Below are 22,898 nucleotides of genomic sequence, written 5' to 3' on the forward strand. Positions count from 1 at the left end.
ATTTAAGGGGGATAACAATGAATAATAAAAGTAATGATAAATTAGGAAAATTTCTTTTTTACTTTTCAATACTAATATCATTGCTTATTATATATTTCTGCACAAAGAATGGAAATATTAAAGAAAATTTAAATAACGGAAATTGGTTTAATACTTTAGGACTTATTCTAGTAAATATATTAAATATATATGGAGGAATAAAAAGCAAAAATAATAATGAGGATGTAATTTTTAATACATATAGAATAAAAGGTTGTATGTTTATGTTAACTTCCATAATAATATTTGACTTCATTCCAAGATTGTATTTTACACTAGTATAATCTATAAACTAATTATTTTTTAAAAAAAGAGGGTATAGTATTTCACTATGCCCTCTTTTATACTTCCATATAAGGGTATAAGCTAATATATACGACAAATAACTAAAGATTTATATTAAGGAGTAATAAACATGCATAGCTTAACACAACTATTAAATGATTATGGATATATTATTATTTTTATAGCATTATACTTAGAATTGATGGCACTTCCTCTGCCAGGAGAATTACTAATGAGTTACTGTGGGTTTTTAGCTTTTCAAGGAAAATTAAACTATCTAACAAGCATATTATTTGCAAGTGTTGGAACAATATGTGGGATTACTACTTCATATTTAATAGGAAAGTTTTTAGATATAGAGATTGTAACTAAATATGGAAAATACGTTCATATACACTCAAAACATATTAAAAAAGCAACTACTTGGTTTGATAAGTATGGCAATAAATTATTAATAATTGCTTTTTTCATACCTGGTCTTAGACACATTACAGGTTATGTATCTGGAATAACAAACTTAAAATATAAAAAATTTGCATTACATGCATATTTAGGAGCTTTAATTTGGACTTTTACATTTATATCTCTAGGTAAAGCTTTGGGTCATAACTATAAGTTGCTTCATACATACGCATCAAAATATCTAGTTTTAGGAGTAATCATTATAGGGATTATAGTTACTATTATATATTTATATAAAAAATACAATATAAATATAAGTGAATTTATCTATAAGAAAATAAGTAGTATTTTCATACTTTATAATTCTCTTGGTAAATTAAAATTGATATTAATTCTTTTAGCCATTGGATATACATACCTTCTTGTAAAAGGATTTGAACTAATAAACAATTTTATGAACCATAAACTAGGTTTATTTGATAAAGTTACAAAAATAATTATTAAAGCTATTTTTTCAAAGGAAATAATTAAAAATATAGATATATTTAGATTTATTTCTTTTATATACATAGGTATTTTTACAATAGTAGTTTTAATAGCTTGGATATTATTTAAGAGAGAAAATAAGTATAAAAACATGGGTTTTGTGCTTATAACTGTATTAGGTGGCACAGTTATAATAGAGTTAATAAATAAAACTTTTGAATTTAATAATTTACACGTTACAATCCGTGAGTTTATTAAGTATAGTTTCCCTAGTGAAGATATTTTTTTTATATCAACATTAGTTGGAACAATATTATACTTTATAATTAAATACAACAAAAGATTAATTATTAAAAATATATCTGTATTTATTTCTATATTAATTTGTTTAGCTATGGGAATATTTGATATTTCTTTAAACATCCAAAATCCAAGTGGTGTAATAGCTGGTTATTTATTTGCAACACTATGGGTGATATTTAATATAGTTGTTTTACAGCTATCTATTGAAATTCCAAAAATAGAATCTATGAAAAGTATGTGAAAAAGTCAAAGAATTTAGATTTGCTAAAGAGAAAGTATTAAATATTAAACTAATAAAAAGATGGCTAAATTAGTCATCTTTTTATTAGTTTAATAGTGTATAAATTTAACACTATTTAAAATAATTTAGTCTAAGATAGCTTCCTTAAGTACTTCACCTATTGATTCATTTATTACTAAAGTATTATTTTTATTAATATTTATATCATCTCTATTTATTACAACAATATTTTTACCTTTGAAGTAATTAATAAATCCAGCAGCAGGATAAACAACTAATGAAGTCCCACCAATTATCAATAAATCAGCACTACTTATAGCCGATACAGCATTCTTAATAACCTCATCATCTAAAGCTTCTTCGTATAAAACTACATCTGGTTTTACAATAGAACCACATTCTTCACAATGAGGTATAGTTCCCTCTAAATTAAGCATACCGTCTAAGTCATAAAATTTCCCACAATTTTCACAGTAATTTCTATGAACAGATCCATGTAATTCAAAAACATTTTTACTTCCTGCCATTTGATGAAGTCCATCTATGTTTTGAGTAATTGTAGCTTTTAATTTTCCTCTTTTTTCAAGCTCTGCAAGTGCTATGTGTGCATTGTTAGGTTTTGCATCTTTGTATATAAGCTTTTCTTTATAAAAACTAAAGAATTCCTCAGGGTGCATCACATAAAAAGAATGAGAAACTAATTGCTCAGGTGTAAATCTTTTATTTAGTTTTTCATTAAATAATCCATTAGAACTTCTAAAGTCTGGAATACCTGATTCTGTAGAAGTTCCTGCTCCTCCGAAGAAAACAATATTGTTACTTTCATCAATTAGTTTAACTAGTTTTTCTATTTTAGAATTCATATTATCATCTCCAAAATTATTATTTCTATTTTTATATTATCTCATAAATATGCAAAAAATTAAATCTAGTTAAAACAGTACATTAAAGTATATATTCTTTAAAAATATCATATTAATATTAAATTTTTATAAAAAAATATGTCGAAAATAGTTAATTAAAGTTAAGTTTTATAAATATATTAAAAAATAAATTTCAATTAAATTATTCATAATTAAAGGTTTTAAAGTTAATATGAAGAAATATACAAACAACCAATAAATGAATCTTTTTAAATAAGCTTTATAACATATCAAAAAGCATCCCAGAGTTAAAATTTAAAATATATGGAGGCTAAATTAATGAATTTAAAACTTATAAAAAAAACTACTTATAAAAAATTAATATGTACAACTATAGGTGTATTAACAATTGGAGCATTATCCCCTTTTATATATCCAAATGCTACATCCTATGCACTTACAACTGAAAGTATATCTTTAAATAATTATAAATTAAGTGAATTTCAAAATACTTTTTTCGATTTAATTGAATTTATGGATAAAAATATATCTATAGAAAAACTAAGAAGTAAAATTAAAGATTTATCATTAGTAAAAACTGAAGAATTAGACTTTAATAATATGGTTGATATATATGAAAAAAATAATGAACAAATAAAAGTTTATTATAATAAACTAAATAAACAAAAATCTTATTATGCTCAAAATATTGAATACAAAATTAATATTAAAAATCCTAGTATAAACTCAATTACATTATCTAACTTAAATATTTCCTCTAATAAAAAAGCTGTTTCATTAGAAATTGCTACTGAATATATTAACGATTTAGATAAAATCTCTAAAATACTTAAATTAGACCAATCTAATGGTAATGCATATAAAATTTATCTAAATTTACTTAAAGCAATTGAATCTAAAGATAACTTTACAATTAATGATCTAGTTGAATTTAATCCAGATTTTAAGAAATTAGAAAATCCATACGATAAAGATAGAGCTACATTTGAAATAAAAGTTAATGACTATGAATCTATTACTGTAGTATTTAATAAAGATGAAAAAATAAATAACATTTATCTAAGTGATAGCAAAAACATAAAAACTGTTCATGACCTTATAACTACAAAAACTAAAGATGCAAAAGATATAGGTTGGGATATTCAAGATTATTATAAACAAGAGTACAATTTAACTTATGGTAAAACAGGTCATATCATAAATACAGATAGTGAAAATCTTGAAGACATGAAGAAACTATTTATAGATTTTTTAAATGAATATAATTAAATTTTTCTAAAAAAATCATTATTAATTATAAAGAGGATATCGTATTTCGCGATATCCTCTTTTTTTATTCCAACTGGCGAAGGAGTTGTAAGTATGATTATAGCAACCTGACGAAACGTTAAAGCCTATGCCCTATCAGGCTTTATAGTGAAGGAAGGTGCTGTAATCATACTACTACCCAAAGCCCTACTTATGACCCATTCCCATAACTTGGTTTAGCTCAAATTCACCATCATTAACTAAAATATCAAAAGCTTGCCCAAAACCTTTAACAAGTCTTCCTCTTTTTATATCTAACTTAAAAACATCAAAATCTAAATTCTTTAAAACCATCATCATCGAAGATCCGTGAACGTTTTCGAACTCTTCAAAAATACTTTCAACATCTTCCTTTAAAATACTTGCTTCACAATTAAAACTTACTCTTTGTCTTGCAAATATAGTTTTACATGCACTTTCATCTTCTATAGCCATAACTGAACAATTCTTATTATCAATTAAATTGTAATAATGATTTGCTGCTTTACTTATATAAATATATATTTCTTTATCCTTCATTACAAAAGGAGCATAACTTATTTCTGGTTGATTATCTTTACTTAATGAACTTATCATTAAACTCTTTTGTGTATTTAATAACTTTTGCATATTATCTCTCCTAAGCTTTTATATTTAAAATCTTTTCCATAATATATAAACATCCTCTAAAGCCAACAAAAGGAGTATATGGATATATATTTATCTTCTCTAAATTCGGATTACTAACTTGTAAATCTAACTTTGAATTATGATTCATATCTATACTAGGTCCATCACCTAAAAGCATTAATAATTCTTTATCTTTTAAATACTTCATTCTCTCTAACTCTGAAGTACTTATTAAAATTTCTTCATCTTCACAATTAGTTTTATAAAGGATTTCTTTTCTATCAATATTAAATCCTAATTCACTTAACATATCACTAATTCCTATAACTGTGTCATAATCACCAAACACAGCACAGTCTTTAGTTTCTTCATAGAAATAAAACTTTCTTTTTATTCCAAACATATTTTTCTTAACAAAATTTATTTCTTCATTGTACTTTTCTTCATTTAATTCATATCCATCCATTTGTTTAACAGCTTCTATAAATTTAATAGTATTTTTTAATCCATATATATTCTTATAAACATAAGGAATGTTATACTTTTCTTTCATATACTCAGCAGCTTTTAAAGCTTCTTTTCTAATTACTATATTTAATGATGCTTTTGATGCATTTTCAATTTCTTCTATACTTGTATTAGCTGTAAAAGTTGTATTTAATTCTTTATCAAATAAACCTTTCATAATTCTTTCTATCTCTTTTGTATCAGATAAATAATTATACTTATCAATATTAGATCCTAATATATTATATTTATTTATATCCTTAGAATTTTCCTTTACAATTTCACTAACTAACATCTCTAATGCATACTCTACCCCTACATTGTAATCATCTTTTAATCCACCTGTAGTTATTGGTATTAACTTTGCATTTGTTGAATTTTTCAAAGTTTCACATACACTTATTATATCAGCTCCAATAATTGATGATATTGATGATGCCATAACAAATATGTATTTAGGTGAAATATTTTCATCAATTTCTACTATTGCTTTTTCAAGTCTTTCATATTTTCCAAAAGTAACATCACTTTGGTCCATATGAGTAGAATATATTTTTGCTTCATCTTCACCATTTAAACTTCCTATACCTTCTACTGCATAGTGAGTTGTTCCTGCTGGTCCAAACTCTATAACGCAAGCATCTTTTACAGAAGATAATGTCCAAATTATCCCCATTCTATCATTTGCCACTGGGAAATACTTATACGCTTGCATGCATCATCCCTCCCCTATTGTTGTTTTTCATTTCAAATAATTTTATTAAATCTTTCATCATACCTATTGGTAACTCATATCCAATTTTTTGTGCATGTGAATCAAGAGTTATTTGCATAAGACCTTTTTCTTTAAGTAACATAGGATTTTCATGACCTATATATAAATCAGCTCCTATAGTGTCATATAAATGTCTAAGTGGAGCAATATTTGCTATTCTACTTATATATGGATTGTATCCTTTTTTAATTAAGTTTTCTTTAAAGACTTTATCTTGTTCATATAATTCTCTAACTTGAACAAATAAAGGAATTGCTCCTAAATCACTTAAAAAGTCCACTGTTTCAAAAGACATCATTGGAGTATTTCCATATATTAATTTTTTATCTTTTAAAATTTCACTTAAACTTAAGAAAAGTTCATCATACATTTTTCTTTCTTCATTTAATTTTTCATTTAAATTTATATCTAATATTTCACCTAATTTTTCATAGTTTTTAAATATTATTTCTTTGTTCATGTGCTTATCAAAGTATATATAATCTATATCAAACTTCTTTTTCATATACTCAGCTAAATCTAGTGCTATCATATCAGTTACTATATTTAACTTTGCACTTGAAGCATTTTTAATATCTTCTATATCACACTTAGATGGTATAACAGTATTTATTTTTATGTTGTTATCTTTAAGTATTTTTACAAGTTCAGTTTTTTCAACTTCTGCTTGTCTATGACCTAATATATTTACACCTTCTTGAGTTTCTGATTTACTCATAGCACTACCTAAAGATTTTAAAGCTCTAGTCATTCCTGGTATATGAGAATTACATTTAAAATGCTCTGTATTTACTACAAATATTGGTATATCAACTTCTTCACTTAAGCTGTATTCAATTGATGAATAATCTTCTCCTATAAGTTCTGGAACACAAGTTGTAACTATCATTATCGCATCTGGATTTTCTATTTCTATAATTTGTTTTATAGCTTTTTCAACTTTTTTTTGAGCTCCAAACACTACATCTTTTTCTTTAAGTGCTATTGAATATACACTATCATTCCCCTTTTGCCTATGATATGCAAAGTTTTTAGTATAATATGTGCATTCGCTAGTTCCAACAACTACTAATGGCATATTTTTTATATAACTTGCTGTAAGCGCTACCCCAAATAATGGACAGTGTGTCCCTGGAAATATTGCATGTGATAAAGATTTTATATCTTTATCATCATTTATTTCATCTAATTTATTTAAAACGTCTAAACTATACATATTTATTCCTTTCCCTAAGCTATTTTTATTGTTTGAATAGGATGTATTCTTGGCTTATTAGAAATTGGATCATTATCTATATCACAATCTATGTTATATACCTTTTTAATAGTTTCTTTATTTATTATCTCTTTTGGGCACCCATCAGAAACAATCTCCCCACTTTTCATAATAACTAGCCTATCACTATACTTGCTTGCTTGGTTTAGTTCATGAAGCACCATAACTATTGTTATATTAAGCTTTTCATTTATTTCTCTTACTAATTCCATAAGTTCTAATTGATAAGATATATCCAAATAAGTAGTTGGCTCATCTAATAAAAGAACATCTGGTTTTTGGCAAAGAGCTTGAGCAATATATGCCCTTTGTCTTTCTCCTCCTGATAATGAACTTATAGGAGTGTTTTTATATCTTGTTAATCCTGTATTTTCTATTGCCCAATTAACTAATTCTTCATCTGATTTACTTTTACTTTCATACCATTTTTTATGAGGTATTCTTCCAAAGTAAACTAATTCTTCAACAGTTAAATCTCCAGGTGCATCATTATGCTGAGATAATAAACACACCTTCTGAGATATAGTTTTACTTTTTAAACTTTTTATATTTTCATTTTGTATATATATATCACCACTTATTGGTTTTATCATCCTAGATAAACTTTTAAGTAGTGTAGATTTTCCACATCCATTAGGTCCTATTATAGACACTACTTCACCTTTTTTAATGCTTAAACTTAAGTTATCAATTATTACTCTTTCTTCATATCCAACTTTTAAATTTTCACAGCTAATCATTAAAAGTTACCTCTCTTTCTTAATAAATATAAAAAGAATGGTCCTCCAACTATAGACATTATTACACCAACTGGTATTTCTACTGCTCCTCCTATAGTTCTTCCTAGAGTATCTGCAACTAAAAGCACCATACTTCCTAAAATAATACTAAAAGGTATAGTAAATTTATGGTCACTTCCCATTATCATTCTTGATATGTGTGGTACTATAAGCCCTACAAAGCTTATCACTCCAACTACTGCTGTTGAAGTTGCTGCTAAAAATACTGCAACTACCGATATTAATAATCTAGTTAAGTTAACATTAAATCCTAGGTTTGTAGCTGCATCATCACCTAGTTGTAATACATTTGCACTTCTTATAAGAAGTAGTGATACTATAAGTCCTACTATTGAATATATAAATAACATTTCAACATCTGCCCAAGTTTTAGTAGCCAAACTACCATTTAACCAAAGCATAGCACTTTGGATTCTGTCACTATACATAGTTGATAAATATGAAATTACCCCTCCTAATATAGTGTTTATAGCTACCCCTGCTAAAACTATCCTACCTGGTTTTAATCCATTTTTATAAGCCATTAAAAATACCAACATACAAGCTATAGCTCCTCCTATGAAAGCTGCTATTGGCAATATGTTTGTAAATTGTGGTGCAACTAGTAATATAATAATTGCTGCAACACTAGCTCCAGTGGAAACCCCAGTTATCCCAGGGTCTGCCAATGGATTTTTCATAACTGACTGAAGTAAAACTCCACTTACAGCTAAATTAGCTCCAACTAATACAGCCAGTATGTTTCTTGGTAATCTCATTTTATAAACTATGGTAGTTACCATTTTATTATCATCATTAATAAGTGCACTAATAATCTCACCAAAACTTAAGTTAACACTACCAACAGTAGTTAGTAAAACTAAAAGGATAAGTAGCAATATTAATGATATTCCTATTGTTAAATACTTTTTATTAAGTTTCATAATTATTTACCGTAGAATGTTTCTCCAAGAGTTTTTATAGCTTCTTTAACTTGTAAGTTAGCAGATACATTAAATATACTTGGATCTAAATCTATTACTTTGTTGTTTTTAACAGCATCTAATTCTTTATATGCTGGATTTTTATCAAAAGCTGTATCAAAAGCTTTCTTAGTTTGCTCTATTTCTCCATGTGCAAATCTTAATATGTAATCAGGATTTTGTTCTAATATTTGCTCTAAACTAAATTGTATATATGGAGATTTCACATTTGTATCTAAATTACTAGTTATATTTTTAGCCCCAACAGTCTTAGCTAAATCCCCTAAGTAAGATGTTTCAGTAGCTAACATGAAGTTTTCTCCTCCACCAAATATTATCGCTACTGTAGGAGCTTCTCCATTTTTATTTTTAACTGCTTCTTTTTCTACCTCTTTTAATTCATTTACAAGTTTTGTAGCTTCTTCTGTTTGATTAATCTCAGCTCCTAATTTTTTTATACTATTTACAAAGTTTGTATATGTACTTGTATCAAAGAAGAACGTATTTAAATCATACTTTTTCATACTTTCTTCAACTTTTTCCTTAAACATATTATCCATAACGAACACATCTGGCTCTAATGATGCTACTATTTCTAAATCTGGACTCATTGCTTGCCCAACCTTTGGCAAATCTTTAAGCTTTTCAGGTAAATCCATTTTAGTTGTAGGAACACCTAAAACATTTGCATCTAATTTATCTAAAACTTGAGTTGCTGATACTGTTGCCGAAACAACACTAACTTTTTTATTATCTTTACTACTTTCTTTATCTTGACCTGTACTTGATGCTTGGCATCCTGTTAAAAATAATGCTGATACCATAAAAACTGATGCTAACTTTCTAAATTTCATAATATTTCCCCTCCGTAATTACTTTGTTTTATTTTATTTGTTTTATTTATTTGTTTTTAACCTACTATCTTTTTAGCTAATTCTAAGTAAACATTTGCCATTTCGCAATTTTTATCTTTTTCTATAACTGTCTTTCCATCATTTTCTGATATTTGAACCATTTTTTCTCTTGGTACATAATGAAATACTTCACTATCTATTTCATTTGCTAAATTCTCAACTAAATCTATTTCATTTTCAACGTTTTTAGCATTTAATATAAGACCTTTTAAAGATGCATATCCTCTATTTTTAAATTGATTTACAGCAGTTGAAATGTTGCTTGCTGCATACATAGACATCATTTCTCCAGATGTTACTATATATACTTCTTTAGCATATCCATTTCTTATTGGCATTGAAAATCCTCCACATACAACATCTCCAAGTACATCATATATAACTATGTCTGGCTTATAATTTTCAAATGCATTTAATTCTTCTAGCTTTTCAAAAGCTGCTATTATTCCTCTACCTGCACACCCAACTCCTGGTGTTGGTCCTCCTGCCTCCACACAAAGCACTCCATTATATCCTTCAAATACTATATCTTCTAACTTAACTTCATCACCTTTTTTATCCATTACATCTAGTACTGTAGGTATAAATTCACCTTTCATTAAGTTTTTAGTAGAATCTGCTTTAGGATCACATCCTATTTGCATTACCTTATATCCTAAATTCGATAAAGCTGCGGATAAATTTGATGTAGTAGTTGATTTTCCTATACCACCTTTTCCGTATATAGCTATTTTTCTCATTGACTTTCCCCTCAATTTCTTTCATAATATTATTATGTTTATTTTATTTGATATTAATTATCATTTACAATTACATTTTATAATCTATTGAAATTTATTTCTTTAACTATATTATTGAATTTTATAAATATATTCGTATTAAAAGGAGATTGATTAATGAAGTGTTTTGAAAATATATTATGTGATTTTTATGCTTGTGTAGAAATACCTATACAGCTTTTAGATAACAATTTGAAAGTAATAAACAGTAAGGGGTACTCTGATAATCTTTATAAACTATGTAAAAACTTAGGTGTATTAAATGATATAAGTCCAAATTTAATATCTAATATTAACCTTAAGTATATAAATAATATTCATTTTATAATAATGCCTATATTAAATAATCCTAAGAAAAATGGATATTTTTTAATAGGTCCATTTAAAACTGAAAATGATTTTAAAGAATTTGATATTCCATATAAACCCCACTCATGCGTAGAATATATAACTTCAATGCTAGAGAATATGATAAAAGATAAGCTTTCTAAAAAAGCAAAATTTAGCACATATATAAAAGATGCAATAGACTTTATACATAGAAACTATTATACAGATATAAAATTAGATACAGTTTGTGAGTATCTAAACTTGAATAAAAGTTATTTTTGCCATGTATTTAAAAAAGAAACTGGTTATACATTTTCTGATTTTTTAAATAGAATTAGGGTTGAAAAAAGTAAGGAATATTTACTTGAAAATAATGATTCTATTTTAGATGTTGCATTATCAGTAGGTTATAATAATCATACTTATTATTCTTCTATATTTAAAAAGTATAATGGTATGACTCCTAAGGAATACAGGCATGCTATATAAAAGATAAGATTTATTTTTAAATAAAATTTTTATTTTAAAATAAATTAAAGGCACAGTAATATTAATGTGCCTTTTTCTATGAGTTAATTTTATTTTCTAAAATTGATAATACATATGGAGATTTAAATTCTTTAGCTAATATATCCATATATATTTCATCATATTTATTACCACCAATAATTTTAGCTTCTCGTAATTTTCCAGCTTCTTTAAATCCAATTTTTTTATAACATTTTATCGCTTGTGTATTAAACGAATATACTTTAAGATATATGTTATTTAAATTTAGTAAATTAAAACCAAAATCTAATAACAATTCTAATGCTTCCTTACCATATCCATTTCCCCAATAATTTTTATCTCCTATAAATATTCCTACTTCTCCAGTACGATTAATATAATCTAATTTTGGAAATCCTACATTTCCAATAACTACATCATTTTCTTTAAGTATTATAGCAAAATTAAATTGTGCTTTTGCTAATCTCTCTAATGCATTTTTCTCAGATTCTTCATCAATTAGCATGTTTGCAAAAGTCATCCCCAAACTAACTTCCATGTCATTTATCCACTTTGTATACTTTGGATAATCATTTTTATCAATCGGAGATAAATAAATTTTATTTCCAATTAGTTTTTTAAAATACATACTAATTCCCCCTTTTTATAGTTCTTAATATACAATTATAATTAAATTAAAAGTCTTCACTAATATAATCTTCAGCAAGTAAAGCGTACATAGAATAATCACAAATTCCTTGATTATTTATATCTGCTTTTCTCATTGTGCCTTCATATTTCATTTTACATTTTTTCATTACTTTCCCTGAGTTTAAATTAAGAGGATCATGTCTTGCTTCAATACGATTTGCTTTAACTTCAGTTATAAAATACTTAATTAATGCCTTTAGCGCTTCTGAAGTAATTCCTTGATTCCACCATTTCTTTCCTATACAATAACCAACCTGAACCATACCTATTTCTTCATCTTGGCGTACAATACTTATGCATCCAATAGGATCATCTCCATATGATTTTAATGTAATAGCCCATTGGTAAAAATTTTCATTTTCATATTCATCTATCCAGCTTTTTATAACATGCTTTGAAACTTCAATGCTATCAATTGGTTTCCAAGTAAGAAACTTTGTAACTTCAGAATCACTCGCCCAATTTTCATACATAGCCTTTGCATCTGATAATTCAAACTTTCTCAAAATTAAATTTTCAGTTTCTATTCTTTTTGTTCCTTTATGTTTCATAACATCCCCCTTGTATATTCCTTAATTAACAATATATAAAAATTATTTCCAATCTCTTATACAAAAGTATAAGCTTATTTTCTTTTCTATATTACACTAATTTTTTTCATCGTCATCTTCTAGTTGTATTTCAATTTGAATTTGTTTTCTTTTATTTATAACATATAATATCTGAAGAACTACAAATGATACAACAGATGCACATACAAAAGTGACTAATGAAACAACTACTGAATTAACAATATCAGTTGTAAATATTTCTCTAAATTTTATATAGTTAAGAATAGTATTTACAATGGTTATTATAATTCCGCAAATAATGCTATTTATAATAACAACCCTTTGATTTACTTTATTAGAATTAAAAATATCATTTCCTACCATTATATTACGTACTATAACATACAAAGAAACAGTTATAAGTAGAATCATCTCAACTGCATATTGTGAAAATGGTGCATCAAAAATATATTGTTGAACTAAAACTGATAAAAACAAGCCTAAAGAAATTATTTGAAATGCATCATTTCCAATTTTTCTTTTTTGTGATAAAACTCTTTCATCTTGAATTTTCTTTTTTTTCATTTTTATTCCTCCCAAAATAAATCATTTAATGTTTTTCCAAGTACTTTACATATTGCTATACAAAGATTAAGTGTAGGATTGTAATCTCCTGATTCAATTAATCCAATAGTTTGCCTTGTCACACCTACAGCTTTTGCTAAATCCACTTGTTTCATATCACACTCAATACGAGCCATTTTCATTTTTTTATTTTTCATATATATCAATGACCTCCTTATATTACATAATGTATGATATACATTTCAAAATGTTAACTATATATTGCATTAATTAAAAATACTGCAGATATAGATAACATTTAAAATTTACACCAATTACTAGGTATCTCATATTCTTTATATGGAATTATAAAAATATATCATAAAAAAATTAATCAAATAAATTTTATTCTAAATTTATTCGATTAATTCTTTTATTACGAGTATTATTGGGTAAAAACGACATTAGTTGACAAATCAATTAATTATATATATATTAATATAGTTGATAAGTCAACTATTTCAAATGTATTAGGAGCGTAATCTATGGTTAAAAGTAACACTGGTCATATTGGAAAATTCACCTCAAAGATATCTAGAAGATCTAGTATCTATATAAGCAGGCTAACAAATAAATACGGCATTAACAATACACAATTACTGTGTTTAGTAGTTTTATATAGAGGAGATGGAAAGACACAAGACTTTTTATCAGAAGAATTAAGTCTAGATAAAGCTGGTGTAACAAGATGTGTAAAAAAACTAGAAGAATTAGGCTATATAGTAAAAAGAAAAGATGAATCTGACAAAAGATTATATAATCTATTCTTAACAGATAAAGCAAAATCGTTAGAAAAAGAAGCCTATACACTATTAAGTGAATGGGAAAAAAAACTAACAAAAGGCTTAGATGAACATGAAAAAGAAATAGCCTTAAAAGTATTAAAGCAAGTTTCTTTAAATGCAGATGAGGCTTATAAAAACTTAAAGTAACATAAAGACATCAGGAGGTTTAACTATGAATGAAACACAAAATTTATTAGGTAGTGAACCAATTGGTAAACTACTCTTAAAATACTCTATCCCTGCAATTATAAGTATGCTAGTAAATGCCTTATACAATGTAATTGATAGAATATTTATCGGAAACATGCCAGGAGCTGGCCCTTTAGCAATAGCTGGTGTAGGTGTAACCATGCCTATAACGACAATTTTATTAGCTTTTGGTATGCTTATAGGTATCGGCTCTACAACAGTTATATCTATTAAATTAGGTCAAGGAAAAAAGGATGATGCAGATAAAATCTTAGCAAACTCAATTACACTATCAGCAATTATAGGTTTAATTTTAACTTTAATTGGTATATTATTTGCAAATAAAATCCTTTTAGCATTTGGTGCTAGTGATCAGTCTTTATATTATGCAAAATCATTTTGTAATATAATCTTACTAGGTTCTGTATTTAATATAATGGCATTTTCATTAAATGCAACTATAAGAGGAGATGGAAATCCTAGACTTTCTGCAATGATAATGGTTATAGGTTGTATAGTAAATATAGTACTTGACTATATATTTATTTTTGTACTTAAAATTGGAATACAAGGAGCAGCATTAGCAACTGTAATAGCTCAAATTGTAACAGCTATATTAGGATTAAACTATTATATAAAAGGTAAATCTAATTTAACTTTTAAAAAAGAAAATTTAAAATTAGATAAAGATATTATAAAAGCAATATTTGGAATTGGTATTTCACCATTTTCAATGCAAATAGCTGCAAGTTTAGTTCAAGTTATAAGTAATAATGCTTTAAAAGTATATGGAGGAGATATAGGTATTGGAGCTATGGCTACTATAGCATCAATAGCTATGATATTCTTAATGCCTCTATATGGTATAAATCAAGGTTCACAACCTATAATAGGTTTTAACTACGGAAAAAAACAATATGATAGATCTAAAAAGGCTTTTACCTTATCTTTAATATTTGGAATAATTTTATTAACTTTCGGATTTATATCTATCTGGATGTACCCAGAATTTTACGTTGTCATGTTTAATAGTGATCCTAAATTAGTAGCAGTAACATCTAATGGTTTAAGAAAATACTGCTTAATGCTACCTTTATTACCTATAATAGTTTTAGGTACAAATTATCTACAATCAATTGGAAAAGCAAAACAAGCAATGTTTTTAAGTTTATTAAGACAAGTTTTAGTTTTAATACCAATGATATTAATTTTACCTAAATTTATGCAATTAAATGGAATTTGGTATGCACAATCTATATCTGATGCAACATCAATTGTAATAGCATTTATAATGCTAGTTATAGAGTTTAGATCATATAAAAAATTACCATCAGAAAAAAATTAAATATAAATTATAGAAAATCATAAGCCAAACTATATTTTTAAAATTTAAAATTAAAATATAGTCTGGCTTTAATTATATTATTTTTAAAATAATTTATAGTTCACTACTCTATCAATTAAAAAATTCAATAATTAAGCCTACGCTACTCCATATTTATCAAACTATAGTATTCAGTTTGTATCTGATAATATATTCACACTTAGATTATCAATTTCTAGTCCTTATTACAAAAAAAGATTTATATTTTTATGAAAAAGCTTTATTTCCATGTAAAGTGTGCTACAATCTAAGATAAGAGTGTTAAATAATTGTCTAAGGGGGTACTGAAAATGAAAGGTTTTGCAATGCTTGGTATAGGAAAAACAGGTTGGATTGAAAAAGAAAGACCACTATGTGGTCCTTTAGATGCTATTGTTCGTCCTCTCGCTATTTCACCTTGTACATCAGATATTCACACTGTATGGGAAGGTGCAATTGGTGAACGTCATAACATGATTCTTGGGCATGAAGCTGTCGGAGAGGTAGTAGAGATAGGTTCACTTGTAAAAGATATAAAAGTTGGCGATAAAGTTATTGTTCCTGCAATAACACCTGATTGGGGATCATTAGAAGCACAAGCAGGATATTCAATGCATTCTGGTGGCATGCTTGCTGGCTGGAAATTCAGTAATTTCAAAGATGGAGTTTTTGGGGAATATTTTCATGTAAATGAGGCTGATGCAAACTTAGCAGTATTACCAGAAGGAATAGATATAGCAGATGCAGTTATGCTTAGTGACATGGTTCCTACAGGTTTTCATGGTGTAGAATTAGCAGATGTTCAATTTGGTGATAGTGTATGTGTTATTGGTATTGGTCCTGTTGGTCTTATGGCTGTTGCTGGAGCAGCACTTCGTGGAGCATCTGATTTATATGCAGTTGGTTCTCGTCCAAATTGTATAGAAATTGCGAAAGAATATGGTGCAACAGATATTATAAATTACCGTGAAGGAGATATTGTAGAACAGATTATGTCAAAAACTCATGGAAAAGGTGTTGATAAAGTTATCGTAGCCGGTGGTGATGTAGATACTATGGCTCAAGCTATTTCTATAGTAAAACCTGGTGGAATAATCGGAAATGTAAATTACCTTGGTTCAGGGGAATATGTTAAAATCCCACGTGTTGAATGGGGATGTGGTATGGGTCATAAAACTATTTCAGGCGGATTAATGCCAGGTGGAAGACTTCGTATGGAAAAATTAGCTAAACTTTTACAAACAAATCGTTTAGATACTTCAAAACTAATTACTCATCGTTTTTATGGATTTGATAAAATAGAAGATGCTTTAATGTTAATGAAAGATAAACCAAAAGATTTAATTAAACCTGTGGTTATATTATAATTATTAATAAATTAAAAGGTGTAGTAAGTATTTTGGGCTACACCTTTTTTATATTTTAAATAACTATTTTATTTATATATTTACTTTATAGAACTATATATGCTATATAACTTTGTAATTTCAACTAATATATCATTAGTAGCTTTTGTATACCCTTTTGCTTTATCGGCTTTAATCTCTTTTATAAATTCATTAATAGAATCCCTAATTTTTTTGTATGAATTGCATATACTCTCTGCAAGATTTTTACTTTCATTTGAATTTGTATTATTTGAAATTTTATCAAATAGTTTTTCGTCACTTTGAATTTTATCAGATAAATTTTTAATACATGATAAATCGTTCTTATCTAAATCCTTATTACTAAATAACTCTTTTGTAGTAATAAAAGATTGTGACATAATATTTTCTAAAGAAGTTTTAATCTCTTTTTTTATATCTGAATTTGTATATATCTTATTTTGACTTTTAACATTATCTAATGATTCACATCCTACTACCCCTATAATTCCTAATGATATAGTTAAAACAATAAATATTTTTTTATATATTTTAATATTCATACAATTTATCTCCTTATAAAAAAATTATAAGTCTATCTTAAACACCAAAACTTAAATTAAGTTTATCTTAATCTTAAATAATCATTAAATATTTAAATTTGATTAACTATATTTTACTAAAAGTACCTTATAAAATATCTAATTAAATTTCATCAAATTATTATAAAACTCCTCAATTAATAAAAAAAGTTGTATAATATTTGTATAATTTAAATCTATAGTTTGGTGGTGATAAGATGATTAATCTTAATAAAAACTTCAAAAAATATCTAATTATAATTCCAATTTATTTTATATATATTACAGTATTTGAATTAATTATAGGTTGTAGCTTTGGGGATATATGGGATGACCTTTTACAAAAATTTGGTATATGTAAAGTTAAAAAACACATAGGTTAGCTTAAATTTTCCTTTGCAAATAGTTTATTTCAATTAAAATAAATATCATGCTATAATAAGCTAATGAAAACGTATCCATAGAACAACTATCAAAAGAGTATTATTTATTTCAAAATAGTATTAGAAGAATAATATACAAATGTAAAAAGAAAGTACCTAATTCATGTTAGGTACTTTTTTACTAAAAACATTATATATCATTTTCAGATTAATACTCTATAAATTACAAGTGATGTAACTTAATTAATGACCTCATAATATTAATTTCTTAAATAAAAAATTTAATTAAAGATCAGTTTCCTAATTGGTCTAAAAGAGTGTATTAATTGAAATTACTTATTTCTATCAAATAAACTCTTTATACTTATATTATTTTTTCATACTCAATCCCAATGAAATAGCGCCTTTAGAACATACCCTTTTGCAATCACCACAGCGAATACATTCCCCCAAATTACAATCTTTTGTTAACTCTACATTCATTTTACAAACTCTTTCACAAGCCTTACATCCATCACACTTAATACTATCAATGTTGATTTTATAAAAACTTAACTTATTAAAAAGTGAGTAAAAAGCACCTAATGGGCAAATATATTTACAAAATGGTCTATATATAAATATAGAAAAAACTATAGTTAATATAAGTAAACTCATCTTCCAGTTAAACAAAAATCCTACCATATTTCTCAAACCTTCATTTTTTATTAAAAGTGGTATTCCACCCTCTAAAGTTCCAGCTGGACAAATCCATTGACAAAAATGTGGTTGTGCTGTTCCAAATTCATTAGTTACAAATATAGAAAAAAACCACAACAGGAACAATAAGTACAATATATTTAACATATCTTAAAGATTTATCAATACTTTTTTTAACTTTTATCTTTGGAGTCTTAATTTTATAAATTAAATCTTGTAAAAATCCAAAAGGACATAAAAATCCACATATAAATCTACCTAAAATTACTCCAAATAGTATCATTATGCCAACTATATAATAAGAAAAACTAAAACTGCTTCCTCCTAACACTGCTTGTAAAGAACCTATTGGACAAGACCCTACTGCCCCTGGGCACGAATAGCAATTTAATCCTGGTGTGCAAAAATACTTTGTTTTTCCTGTGTAAATCTTTCCTTTGAAAAATCCAGCAACATACCCATTTGAAAGTGCGGTTGCCACAATTTGAATATAACTTCTTTTCATTATCCCACTCCAATACATTCAAGACAAATTTTAACAGCCTTTTTTAAAACTACAAGGTGTTCGTTTCTTAATATACCAATATAAATAAAAATGATTGAAATTAGTAGTAAAATATATTTACTACAATAATTTATATTTTTAATCATTATTTTTCCTCCATCAATTTCAAACGATCATTAATAGATTTGCTATAATCATTAGCTGTATTTCCTCCAAAGTGAGGAGTCCCCACAACTTTTCCTTCACTATCTACAAATATTGTTGTAGGCAAAATTTGTATACCATCAGTTAAATTTTTCTTTAAAAACTCATCTGGAATTAATGTTGTAAAATTAGCATTTGATTTTTTCATTACATCTTTTGCAATATCTAAATACTCTTTGCCATCTCCTGCATCAATACAAATTGAAATTATGCTAGTACCTTTTGGCAAATCTCTATTTAGCTTTGAAATTTCTGGCATTTCATCTATACATGGCCCACACCATGTAGCCCAAATATTTACCATAGTTAATTTATTTTTACTAAATATATCAGAATCGATTTCTTTGTTATTTAAATCCTTTGCTTTAAATCCTTTAATATTTACATTTTGAAATTTCTTTATTTGTTCTTGTTGTTGTTGTTTTTCTTCTTCTTCTGTAAGTACAACTACATCACTCGGTCCAAAAAAGCGAATGACTGCAACTAATCCTAAAACTACTATCGCTAATATTATTAATACTTTTTTTAATTTTTTCATTTGTTTCTCCTTTTGAATTTACTTATTTTGTCCTAGGTAAAATCGATCAACCCCTACTTAAGATACAATATGTAAATAAGTTAGTCAATAATTTTTTATCGAAAAACAATAAATAATTATTGACTTTTAACAACATAAATTGTATTCTAGAATAGACAAATGAGATTTTTAGGATAATTTTAAAATTATAATGCTTAGAAAGGAGTAAAAATGAAAAGTTAATAATATCTATGATAAAAAATTATTAAATCAAATTTAAAAACTAATTTTTAATTATTTATTTTCAAGTATTTAAATACTTAATTTTTAAATAAAAGTAATTTCTAGCTACATATAGTACAACATTAAAAAATATTGTAAAATAAAAAACGGAGGTAGTAATACATGAATAAATCTCTTAATTCAAAAATTTTAAATAGCATTGTCTTAGTTGGTATAATATTAACATTTATCGTACTGCTATTTATTCCATTAGGATTAACTGCTATATTTAAAAGTTCTTTAGGCATAGTAGGAAGTAATATGCCTATGGTTATCTCAATAGGCATATACATATGCGCTATACCTTATGTTATAGCACTATTTAACTTAAAAAAACTTTGCAAATTAATAGACAAAAAAGAACCATTTTCTAAAAATATACCTAAATACTTAAAAACAATATCTATATGTGCATTTAGTGAAATTTTTATATTTAATATTGTTCAAATAGGTTTATACTATTTCTTTGGAATATATCTTTATGCATTAACTATCATTCCATCAGTTGTAGTTTCATTTATATCCTTAGCAATAGGCTTTTTAAGTTTAGTATTAGGTAAATTGTTCGTTATGGCTATTGAAATAAAAGATGAAAATGACAAGACTATATAAGGAGGTCAATATGGCTATTATAGTTAACCTAGATGTAATGATGGCAAAGAGAAAGATGAGCTCAACTGAGCTTTCTGAGAAACTTGGAATTACCATGGCCAATCTTTCAATTTTAAAGAAAAATAAAGCAAAAGCTGTTAGATTTACTACGTTAAATAGTTTATGTAAAATTTTAGAATGTCAGCCAGGTGATATTTTAGAATACGTAGAAGACACAGAATAATTAAAATATACAAATTAAATTAAAAAATTATAATAAAAAAGCATGAGTTATACTTTACTCATGCTTTTTTATTATAATGACCACTCGCCATCTTTTATATATATTCTCTTTGTAACACAATTTCTATCCATTACAAGTAAACTTTCATCTTCTATACTATTACTTAAAAGCATAAGGTCATTATCTCTACAAAAATTTCTTGCAAGTTCAAGTGCATCTGATTCCATATTTAATTCTAATAATCTTCCCATATTTATATCTCCTTAGCGTATCCCGTTAGTGTTAACTAAAAATTTATTTTTACTCTATTTATATAATAATATATTGAAAGTATTATATCTACAATTTAACTACTTATATAATACCCATTTTTAAAATTAAAAATCACTAGCCTAAATTTTGGCTAGTGATTTATTAGAATATATATTTTTATATAAGACATTATAGGCATTTATTAATATATACAAGTTATGCTAATTTTTGATTTAATGTTTCTACAAAAGAATTTATCTCATCTAAATAAGCTTTACTAAAATGACCTTCAAAGTCTATTAAATTTTTAAACTCTTTAGGTAAACTTGTATCTATAGTATTTATTTGATTATCATCTTTATTTATAGTGAAAAATCCTAATTTTTTAAACTGAAAATCTTCTATATTATTTTCTATAAATTTTTTAATTTCATTAGATATTTCTCCATTAACTAAGTTTATACCTATTAAAATATTGTCATATTTATCTAAATAAAAAGATGAATTATATTTTGTATTTCTAACATCAACCTCTAAATCTAATTTTTCTGATAAAGACATTGCTAAATTTTTAGTTATTCCATTATTACTTCCATATGCTATTAAAGTACACATTAACATTACCTCCATCATTATTTAGTATATATTATTTATTTAATTTATTCTTTATATGTTATACTATATACTTTTTTCCTTTTTTGTGCAACTATTTTTATAAAAAAAATCATATTTTTTATAAAAAAACACCATTTAGTATATACTATATATTTATTTTGTGTAAAACAAAAAAATTCTTAGAATAAATCTAAGAATTTTTTAATCAAAATATTAATCATTTAAAGAAATATTATTTTTTAAACTATTAAAGTAGATATAAAGTTCTTCTTCTTTTTTAAATAAAGGTAAATTCATATTCTTATGAACTTTTACAAGCCAAGGAAGATTTAATCCAGCATTTACTATAGCTTTATCTTCTTTAAATACAGTTTCACAATCTCCTTCTATTACTACATTTCCTTTATTAAGCACATATATGTAATCACAAATTTCATATATCAAATCCATATCATGACTTGATATAGCTATTTTAATTCCTTTATCACATAAATCTTTTAATATTTTTACTATAGCCTTTGTACTTTCAGGATCAAGCCCTGCTGTTGGTTCATCTAAAAGAACTACTTTATTTTCCATAGCTATTACAGATGCTATTGCTATTCTCTTTTTCTGACCATAACTTAAAAAATGTACTGGCTTATTTATTAAATCTAGGGCATTAACAAGCTCTAATGCTCTATGTACTTTTTTATCTACTTCTTTTTCATCCAAACCAATGTTTCTTAAAGAAAAAGCAACATCGTCATATACTCTTGAATAAAATATTTGCTTATCTGGGTCTTGAAATACTATACCTACTTCTTTTCTTAAGTTATATAAATCTTTTTTCTTATAACTTAATTCTTTATTATTATAAAATATCTTTCCATCAGACGGTTTTAAGATACCTACTAAATTCATAAATAAAGTGGATTTTCCAGAACCATTTGCTCCAATTATTCCAATCATATTTCCATTTGAGAAATCTAAACTTATATTATCTATTGCCTTATTTGATTTATCGTACTTGTATGTTAAATTACTTACCTTAAACATAGTTCTCT

General features: G+C 25.8%; 30 protein-coding genes. 10 read left to right on the forward strand and 20 right to left on the reverse strand.

Features of this window, described 5'->3' with window-relative positions:
* Positions 1-17: 17 nt before the first annotated feature.
* Both H8891_RS07670 and H8891_RS07675 read left to right on the forward strand, forming a co-directional pair.
* Positions 18-323 (forward strand): hypothetical protein, encoded by a 306-nt coding sequence (locus H8891_RS07670; RefSeq protein WP_147543575.1) that lies wholly within the window; start codon positions 18-20, stop codon positions 321-323.
* A 131-nt stretch (positions 324-454) separates the two neighbouring features.
* Entirely contained in the window at positions 455-1,756 is a 1,302-nt protein-coding gene (locus H8891_RS07675; protein WP_187005891.1) for a VTT domain-containing protein, read from the forward strand.
* Between the two features lie 125 nt (positions 1,757-1,881).
* Here the strand turns inward: H8891_RS07675 and H8891_RS07680 are convergent, their stop codons facing one another.
* Positions 1,882-2,619, reverse strand: a complete 738-nt coding sequence (locus H8891_RS07680) for an NAD-dependent protein deacylase (protein ID WP_187005892.1) — start codon at positions 2,617-2,619, stop codon at positions 1,882-1,884.
* Positions 2,620-2,958: 339 nt separating this feature from the next.
* On the opposite strand from H8891_RS07680, the gene H8891_RS07685 reads away from it, so the two are divergent.
* Positions 2,959-3,909, forward strand: coding sequence for a hypothetical protein (locus tag H8891_RS07685; RefSeq protein WP_187005893.1), 951 nt, complete (start codon positions 2,959-2,961; stop codon positions 3,907-3,909).
* A gap of 186 nt (positions 3,910-4,095) precedes the next feature.
* Here the strand turns inward: H8891_RS07685 and H8891_RS07690 are convergent, their stop codons facing one another.
* From H8891_RS07690 to H8891_RS07720, 7 genes are read right to left on the reverse strand one after another with little or no spacing between them, the layout of a single operon-like run.
* Positions 4,096-4,557, reverse strand: coding sequence for a HugZ family pyridoxamine 5'-phosphate oxidase (locus tag H8891_RS07690; RefSeq protein WP_187005894.1), 462 nt, complete (start codon positions 4,555-4,557; stop codon positions 4,096-4,098).
* Positions 4,558-4,567: 10 nt separating this feature from the next.
* On the reverse strand, positions 4,568-5,779 hold the full coding sequence (locus H8891_RS07695; protein ID WP_187005895.1) for a nitrogenase component 1: 1,212 nt from the start codon (positions 5,777-5,779) through the stop codon (positions 4,568-4,570).
* The gene (locus H8891_RS07700; protein ID WP_187005896.1) at positions 5,766-7,055 is read right to left on the reverse strand and encodes a nitrogenase component 1; all 1,290 of its coding nucleotides are present in this window, start codon (positions 7,053-7,055) and stop codon (positions 5,766-5,768) included. The genes H8891_RS07695 and H8891_RS07700 overlap by 14 nt, the downstream gene beginning before the upstream one ends.
* Before the next feature lie 14 nt (positions 7,056-7,069).
* Positions 7,070-7,855, reverse strand: a complete 786-nt coding sequence (locus H8891_RS07705) for an ABC transporter ATP-binding protein (RefSeq protein WP_187005897.1) — start codon at positions 7,853-7,855, stop codon at positions 7,070-7,072.
* Positions 7,855-8,838: a FecCD family ABC transporter permease gene (locus H8891_RS07710; protein WP_187005898.1), complete on the reverse strand. Its 984-nt coding sequence runs from the start codon at positions 8,836-8,838 to the stop codon at positions 7,855-7,857. The genes H8891_RS07705 and H8891_RS07710 overlap by 1 nt, the downstream gene beginning before the upstream one ends.
* 2 nt (positions 8,839-8,840) lie before the next feature.
* Positions 8,841-9,731, reverse strand: a complete 891-nt coding sequence (locus H8891_RS07715; protein WP_187005899.1) for an ABC transporter substrate-binding protein — start codon at positions 9,729-9,731, stop codon at positions 8,841-8,843.
* A 56-nt stretch (positions 9,732-9,787) separates the two neighbouring features.
* A complete protein-coding gene (locus tag H8891_RS07720; RefSeq protein ID WP_187005900.1) occupies positions 9,788-10,531 on the reverse strand; it encodes a nucleotide-binding protein in 744 nt (247 codons plus the stop codon).
* 156 nt (positions 10,532-10,687) lie between these two features.
* On the opposite strand from H8891_RS07720, the gene H8891_RS07725 reads away from it, so the two are divergent.
* Complete coding sequence (locus H8891_RS07725; RefSeq protein ID WP_187005901.1) at positions 10,688-11,389, forward strand: helix-turn-helix transcriptional regulator; 702 nt, start codon at positions 10,688-10,690, stop codon at positions 11,387-11,389.
* Between the two features lie 76 nt (positions 11,390-11,465).
* Here the strand turns inward: H8891_RS07725 and H8891_RS07730 are convergent, their stop codons facing one another.
* The 4 genes from H8891_RS07730 to H8891_RS07745 all read right to left on the reverse strand — a co-directional run bounded on the left by H8891_RS07730 (position 11,466) and on the right by H8891_RS07745 (position 13,433).
* Positions 11,466-12,038, reverse strand: a complete 573-nt coding sequence (locus tag H8891_RS07730) for a GNAT family N-acetyltransferase (RefSeq protein ID WP_187005902.1) — start codon at positions 12,036-12,038, stop codon at positions 11,466-11,468.
* A gap of 46 nt (positions 12,039-12,084) precedes the next feature.
* A complete protein-coding gene (locus H8891_RS07735) occupies positions 12,085-12,651 on the reverse strand; it encodes a GNAT family N-acetyltransferase (RefSeq protein WP_187005903.1) in 567 nt (188 codons plus the stop codon).
* 96 nt (positions 12,652-12,747) lie between these two features.
* On the reverse strand, positions 12,748-13,236 hold the full coding sequence (locus tag H8891_RS07740) for a DUF6773 family protein (RefSeq protein WP_187005904.1): 489 nt from the start codon (positions 13,234-13,236) through the stop codon (positions 12,748-12,750).
* Between the two features lie 2 nt (positions 13,237-13,238).
* Positions 13,239-13,433 (reverse strand): helix-turn-helix transcriptional regulator, encoded by a 195-nt coding sequence (locus H8891_RS07745; RefSeq protein WP_187005905.1) that lies wholly within the window; start codon positions 13,431-13,433, stop codon positions 13,239-13,241.
* Between the two features lie 327 nt (positions 13,434-13,760).
* Between H8891_RS07745 and H8891_RS07750 the strand changes: the two genes are divergently transcribed.
* The 3 genes from H8891_RS07750 (at position 13,761) to H8891_RS07760 (ending at position 16,979) form a co-directional block, all read left to right on the forward strand.
* A complete protein-coding gene (locus H8891_RS07750) occupies positions 13,761-14,207 on the forward strand; it encodes a MarR family winged helix-turn-helix transcriptional regulator (RefSeq protein ID WP_147543541.1) in 447 nt (148 codons plus the stop codon).
* A 25-nt stretch (positions 14,208-14,232) separates the two neighbouring features.
* Positions 14,233-15,594: an MATE family efflux transporter gene (locus H8891_RS07755; RefSeq protein WP_187005906.1), complete on the forward strand. Its 1,362-nt coding sequence runs from the start codon at positions 14,233-14,235 to the stop codon at positions 15,592-15,594.
* Between the two features lie 329 nt (positions 15,595-15,923).
* Positions 15,924-16,979 (forward strand): NAD(P)-dependent alcohol dehydrogenase, encoded by a 1,056-nt coding sequence (locus H8891_RS07760; RefSeq protein ID WP_147543537.1) that lies wholly within the window; start codon positions 15,924-15,926, stop codon positions 16,977-16,979.
* A gap of 80 nt (positions 16,980-17,059) precedes the next feature.
* Here H8891_RS07760 and H8891_RS07765 read toward each other — a convergent pair whose 3' ends face one another.
* Positions 17,060-17,542 carry an MCP four helix bundle domain-containing protein gene (locus tag H8891_RS07765; RefSeq protein ID WP_187005907.1) on the reverse strand — a complete coding sequence of 161 codons (483 nt, stop codon included), beginning with the start codon at positions 17,540-17,542 and terminating at the stop codon, positions 17,060-17,062.
* 236 nt (positions 17,543-17,778) lie between these two features.
* Between H8891_RS07765 and H8891_RS07770 the strand changes: the two genes are divergently transcribed.
* A complete protein-coding gene (locus tag H8891_RS07770) occupies positions 17,779-17,943 on the forward strand; it encodes a hypothetical protein (protein ID WP_187005908.1) in 165 nt (54 codons plus the stop codon).
* A gap of 369 nt (positions 17,944-18,312) precedes the next feature.
* Here the strand turns inward: H8891_RS07770 and H8891_RS15590 are convergent, their stop codons facing one another.
* Genes H8891_RS15590 through H8891_RS07780 form a run of 4 tightly spaced genes read right to left on the reverse strand, consistent with a single transcriptional unit; the run spans position 18,313 to position 19,889 of the window.
* A complete protein-coding gene (locus tag H8891_RS15590) occupies positions 18,313-18,759 on the reverse strand; it encodes a 4Fe-4S binding protein (RefSeq protein WP_306432364.1) in 447 nt (148 codons plus the stop codon).
* Positions 18,731-19,147, reverse strand: coding sequence for a 4Fe-4S binding protein (locus H8891_RS15595; RefSeq protein ID WP_306432363.1), 417 nt, complete (start codon positions 19,145-19,147; stop codon positions 18,731-18,733). Before H8891_RS15595 ends, H8891_RS15590 begins: the two co-directional genes overlap by 29 nt.
* Positions 19,147-19,293 (reverse strand): CD1871A family CXXC motif-containing protein, encoded by a 147-nt coding sequence (locus tag H8891_RS15710; protein ID WP_276510612.1) that lies wholly within the window; start codon positions 19,291-19,293, stop codon positions 19,147-19,149. The genes H8891_RS15595 and H8891_RS15710 overlap by 1 nt, the downstream gene beginning before the upstream one ends.
* Positions 19,293-19,889 (reverse strand): TlpA family protein disulfide reductase, encoded by a 597-nt coding sequence (locus tag H8891_RS07780; protein ID WP_187005909.1) that lies wholly within the window; start codon positions 19,887-19,889, stop codon positions 19,293-19,295. Before H8891_RS07780 ends, H8891_RS15710 begins: the two co-directional genes overlap by 1 nt.
* Positions 19,890-20,273: 384 nt before the next feature.
* Here H8891_RS07780 and H8891_RS07785 point away from each other — a divergent pair, with 384 nt between their 5' ends.
* A complete protein-coding gene (locus tag H8891_RS07785; RefSeq protein WP_187005910.1) occupies positions 20,274-20,762 on the forward strand; it encodes a DUF2975 domain-containing protein in 489 nt (162 codons plus the stop codon).
* Positions 20,763-20,772: 10 nt separating this feature from the next.
* Positions 20,773-20,985 carry a helix-turn-helix domain-containing protein gene (locus H8891_RS07790; protein WP_147543531.1) on the forward strand — a complete coding sequence of 71 codons (213 nt, stop codon included), beginning with the start codon at positions 20,773-20,775 and terminating at the stop codon, positions 20,983-20,985.
* 71 nt (positions 20,986-21,056) lie between these two features.
* On the opposite strand, the gene H8891_RS07795 is transcribed toward H8891_RS07790, so the two are convergent.
* The 3 genes from H8891_RS07795 to H8891_RS07805 all read right to left on the reverse strand — a co-directional run bounded on the left by H8891_RS07795 (position 21,057) and on the right by H8891_RS07805 (position 22,890).
* Positions 21,057-21,236: a hypothetical protein gene (locus H8891_RS07795; RefSeq protein WP_147543529.1), complete on the reverse strand. Its 180-nt coding sequence runs from the start codon at positions 21,234-21,236 to the stop codon at positions 21,057-21,059.
* A 217-nt stretch (positions 21,237-21,453) separates the two neighbouring features.
* A complete protein-coding gene (locus H8891_RS07800; RefSeq protein WP_187005911.1) occupies positions 21,454-21,852 on the reverse strand; it encodes a flavodoxin domain-containing protein in 399 nt (132 codons plus the stop codon).
* Positions 21,853-22,065: 213 nt separating this feature from the next.
* Entirely contained in the window at positions 22,066-22,890 is an 825-nt protein-coding gene (locus tag H8891_RS07805; RefSeq protein WP_187005912.1) for an energy-coupling factor ABC transporter ATP-binding protein, read from the reverse strand.
* Positions 22,891-22,898: the final 8 nt, after the last annotated feature.

Origin of the sequence: Paeniclostridium hominis (genome assembly GCF_014306135.1) — a bacterium.
In the GTDB taxonomy this organism is placed as follows: domain Bacteria; phylum Bacillota; class Clostridia; order Peptostreptococcales; family Peptostreptococcaceae; genus Paraclostridium; species Paraclostridium hominis.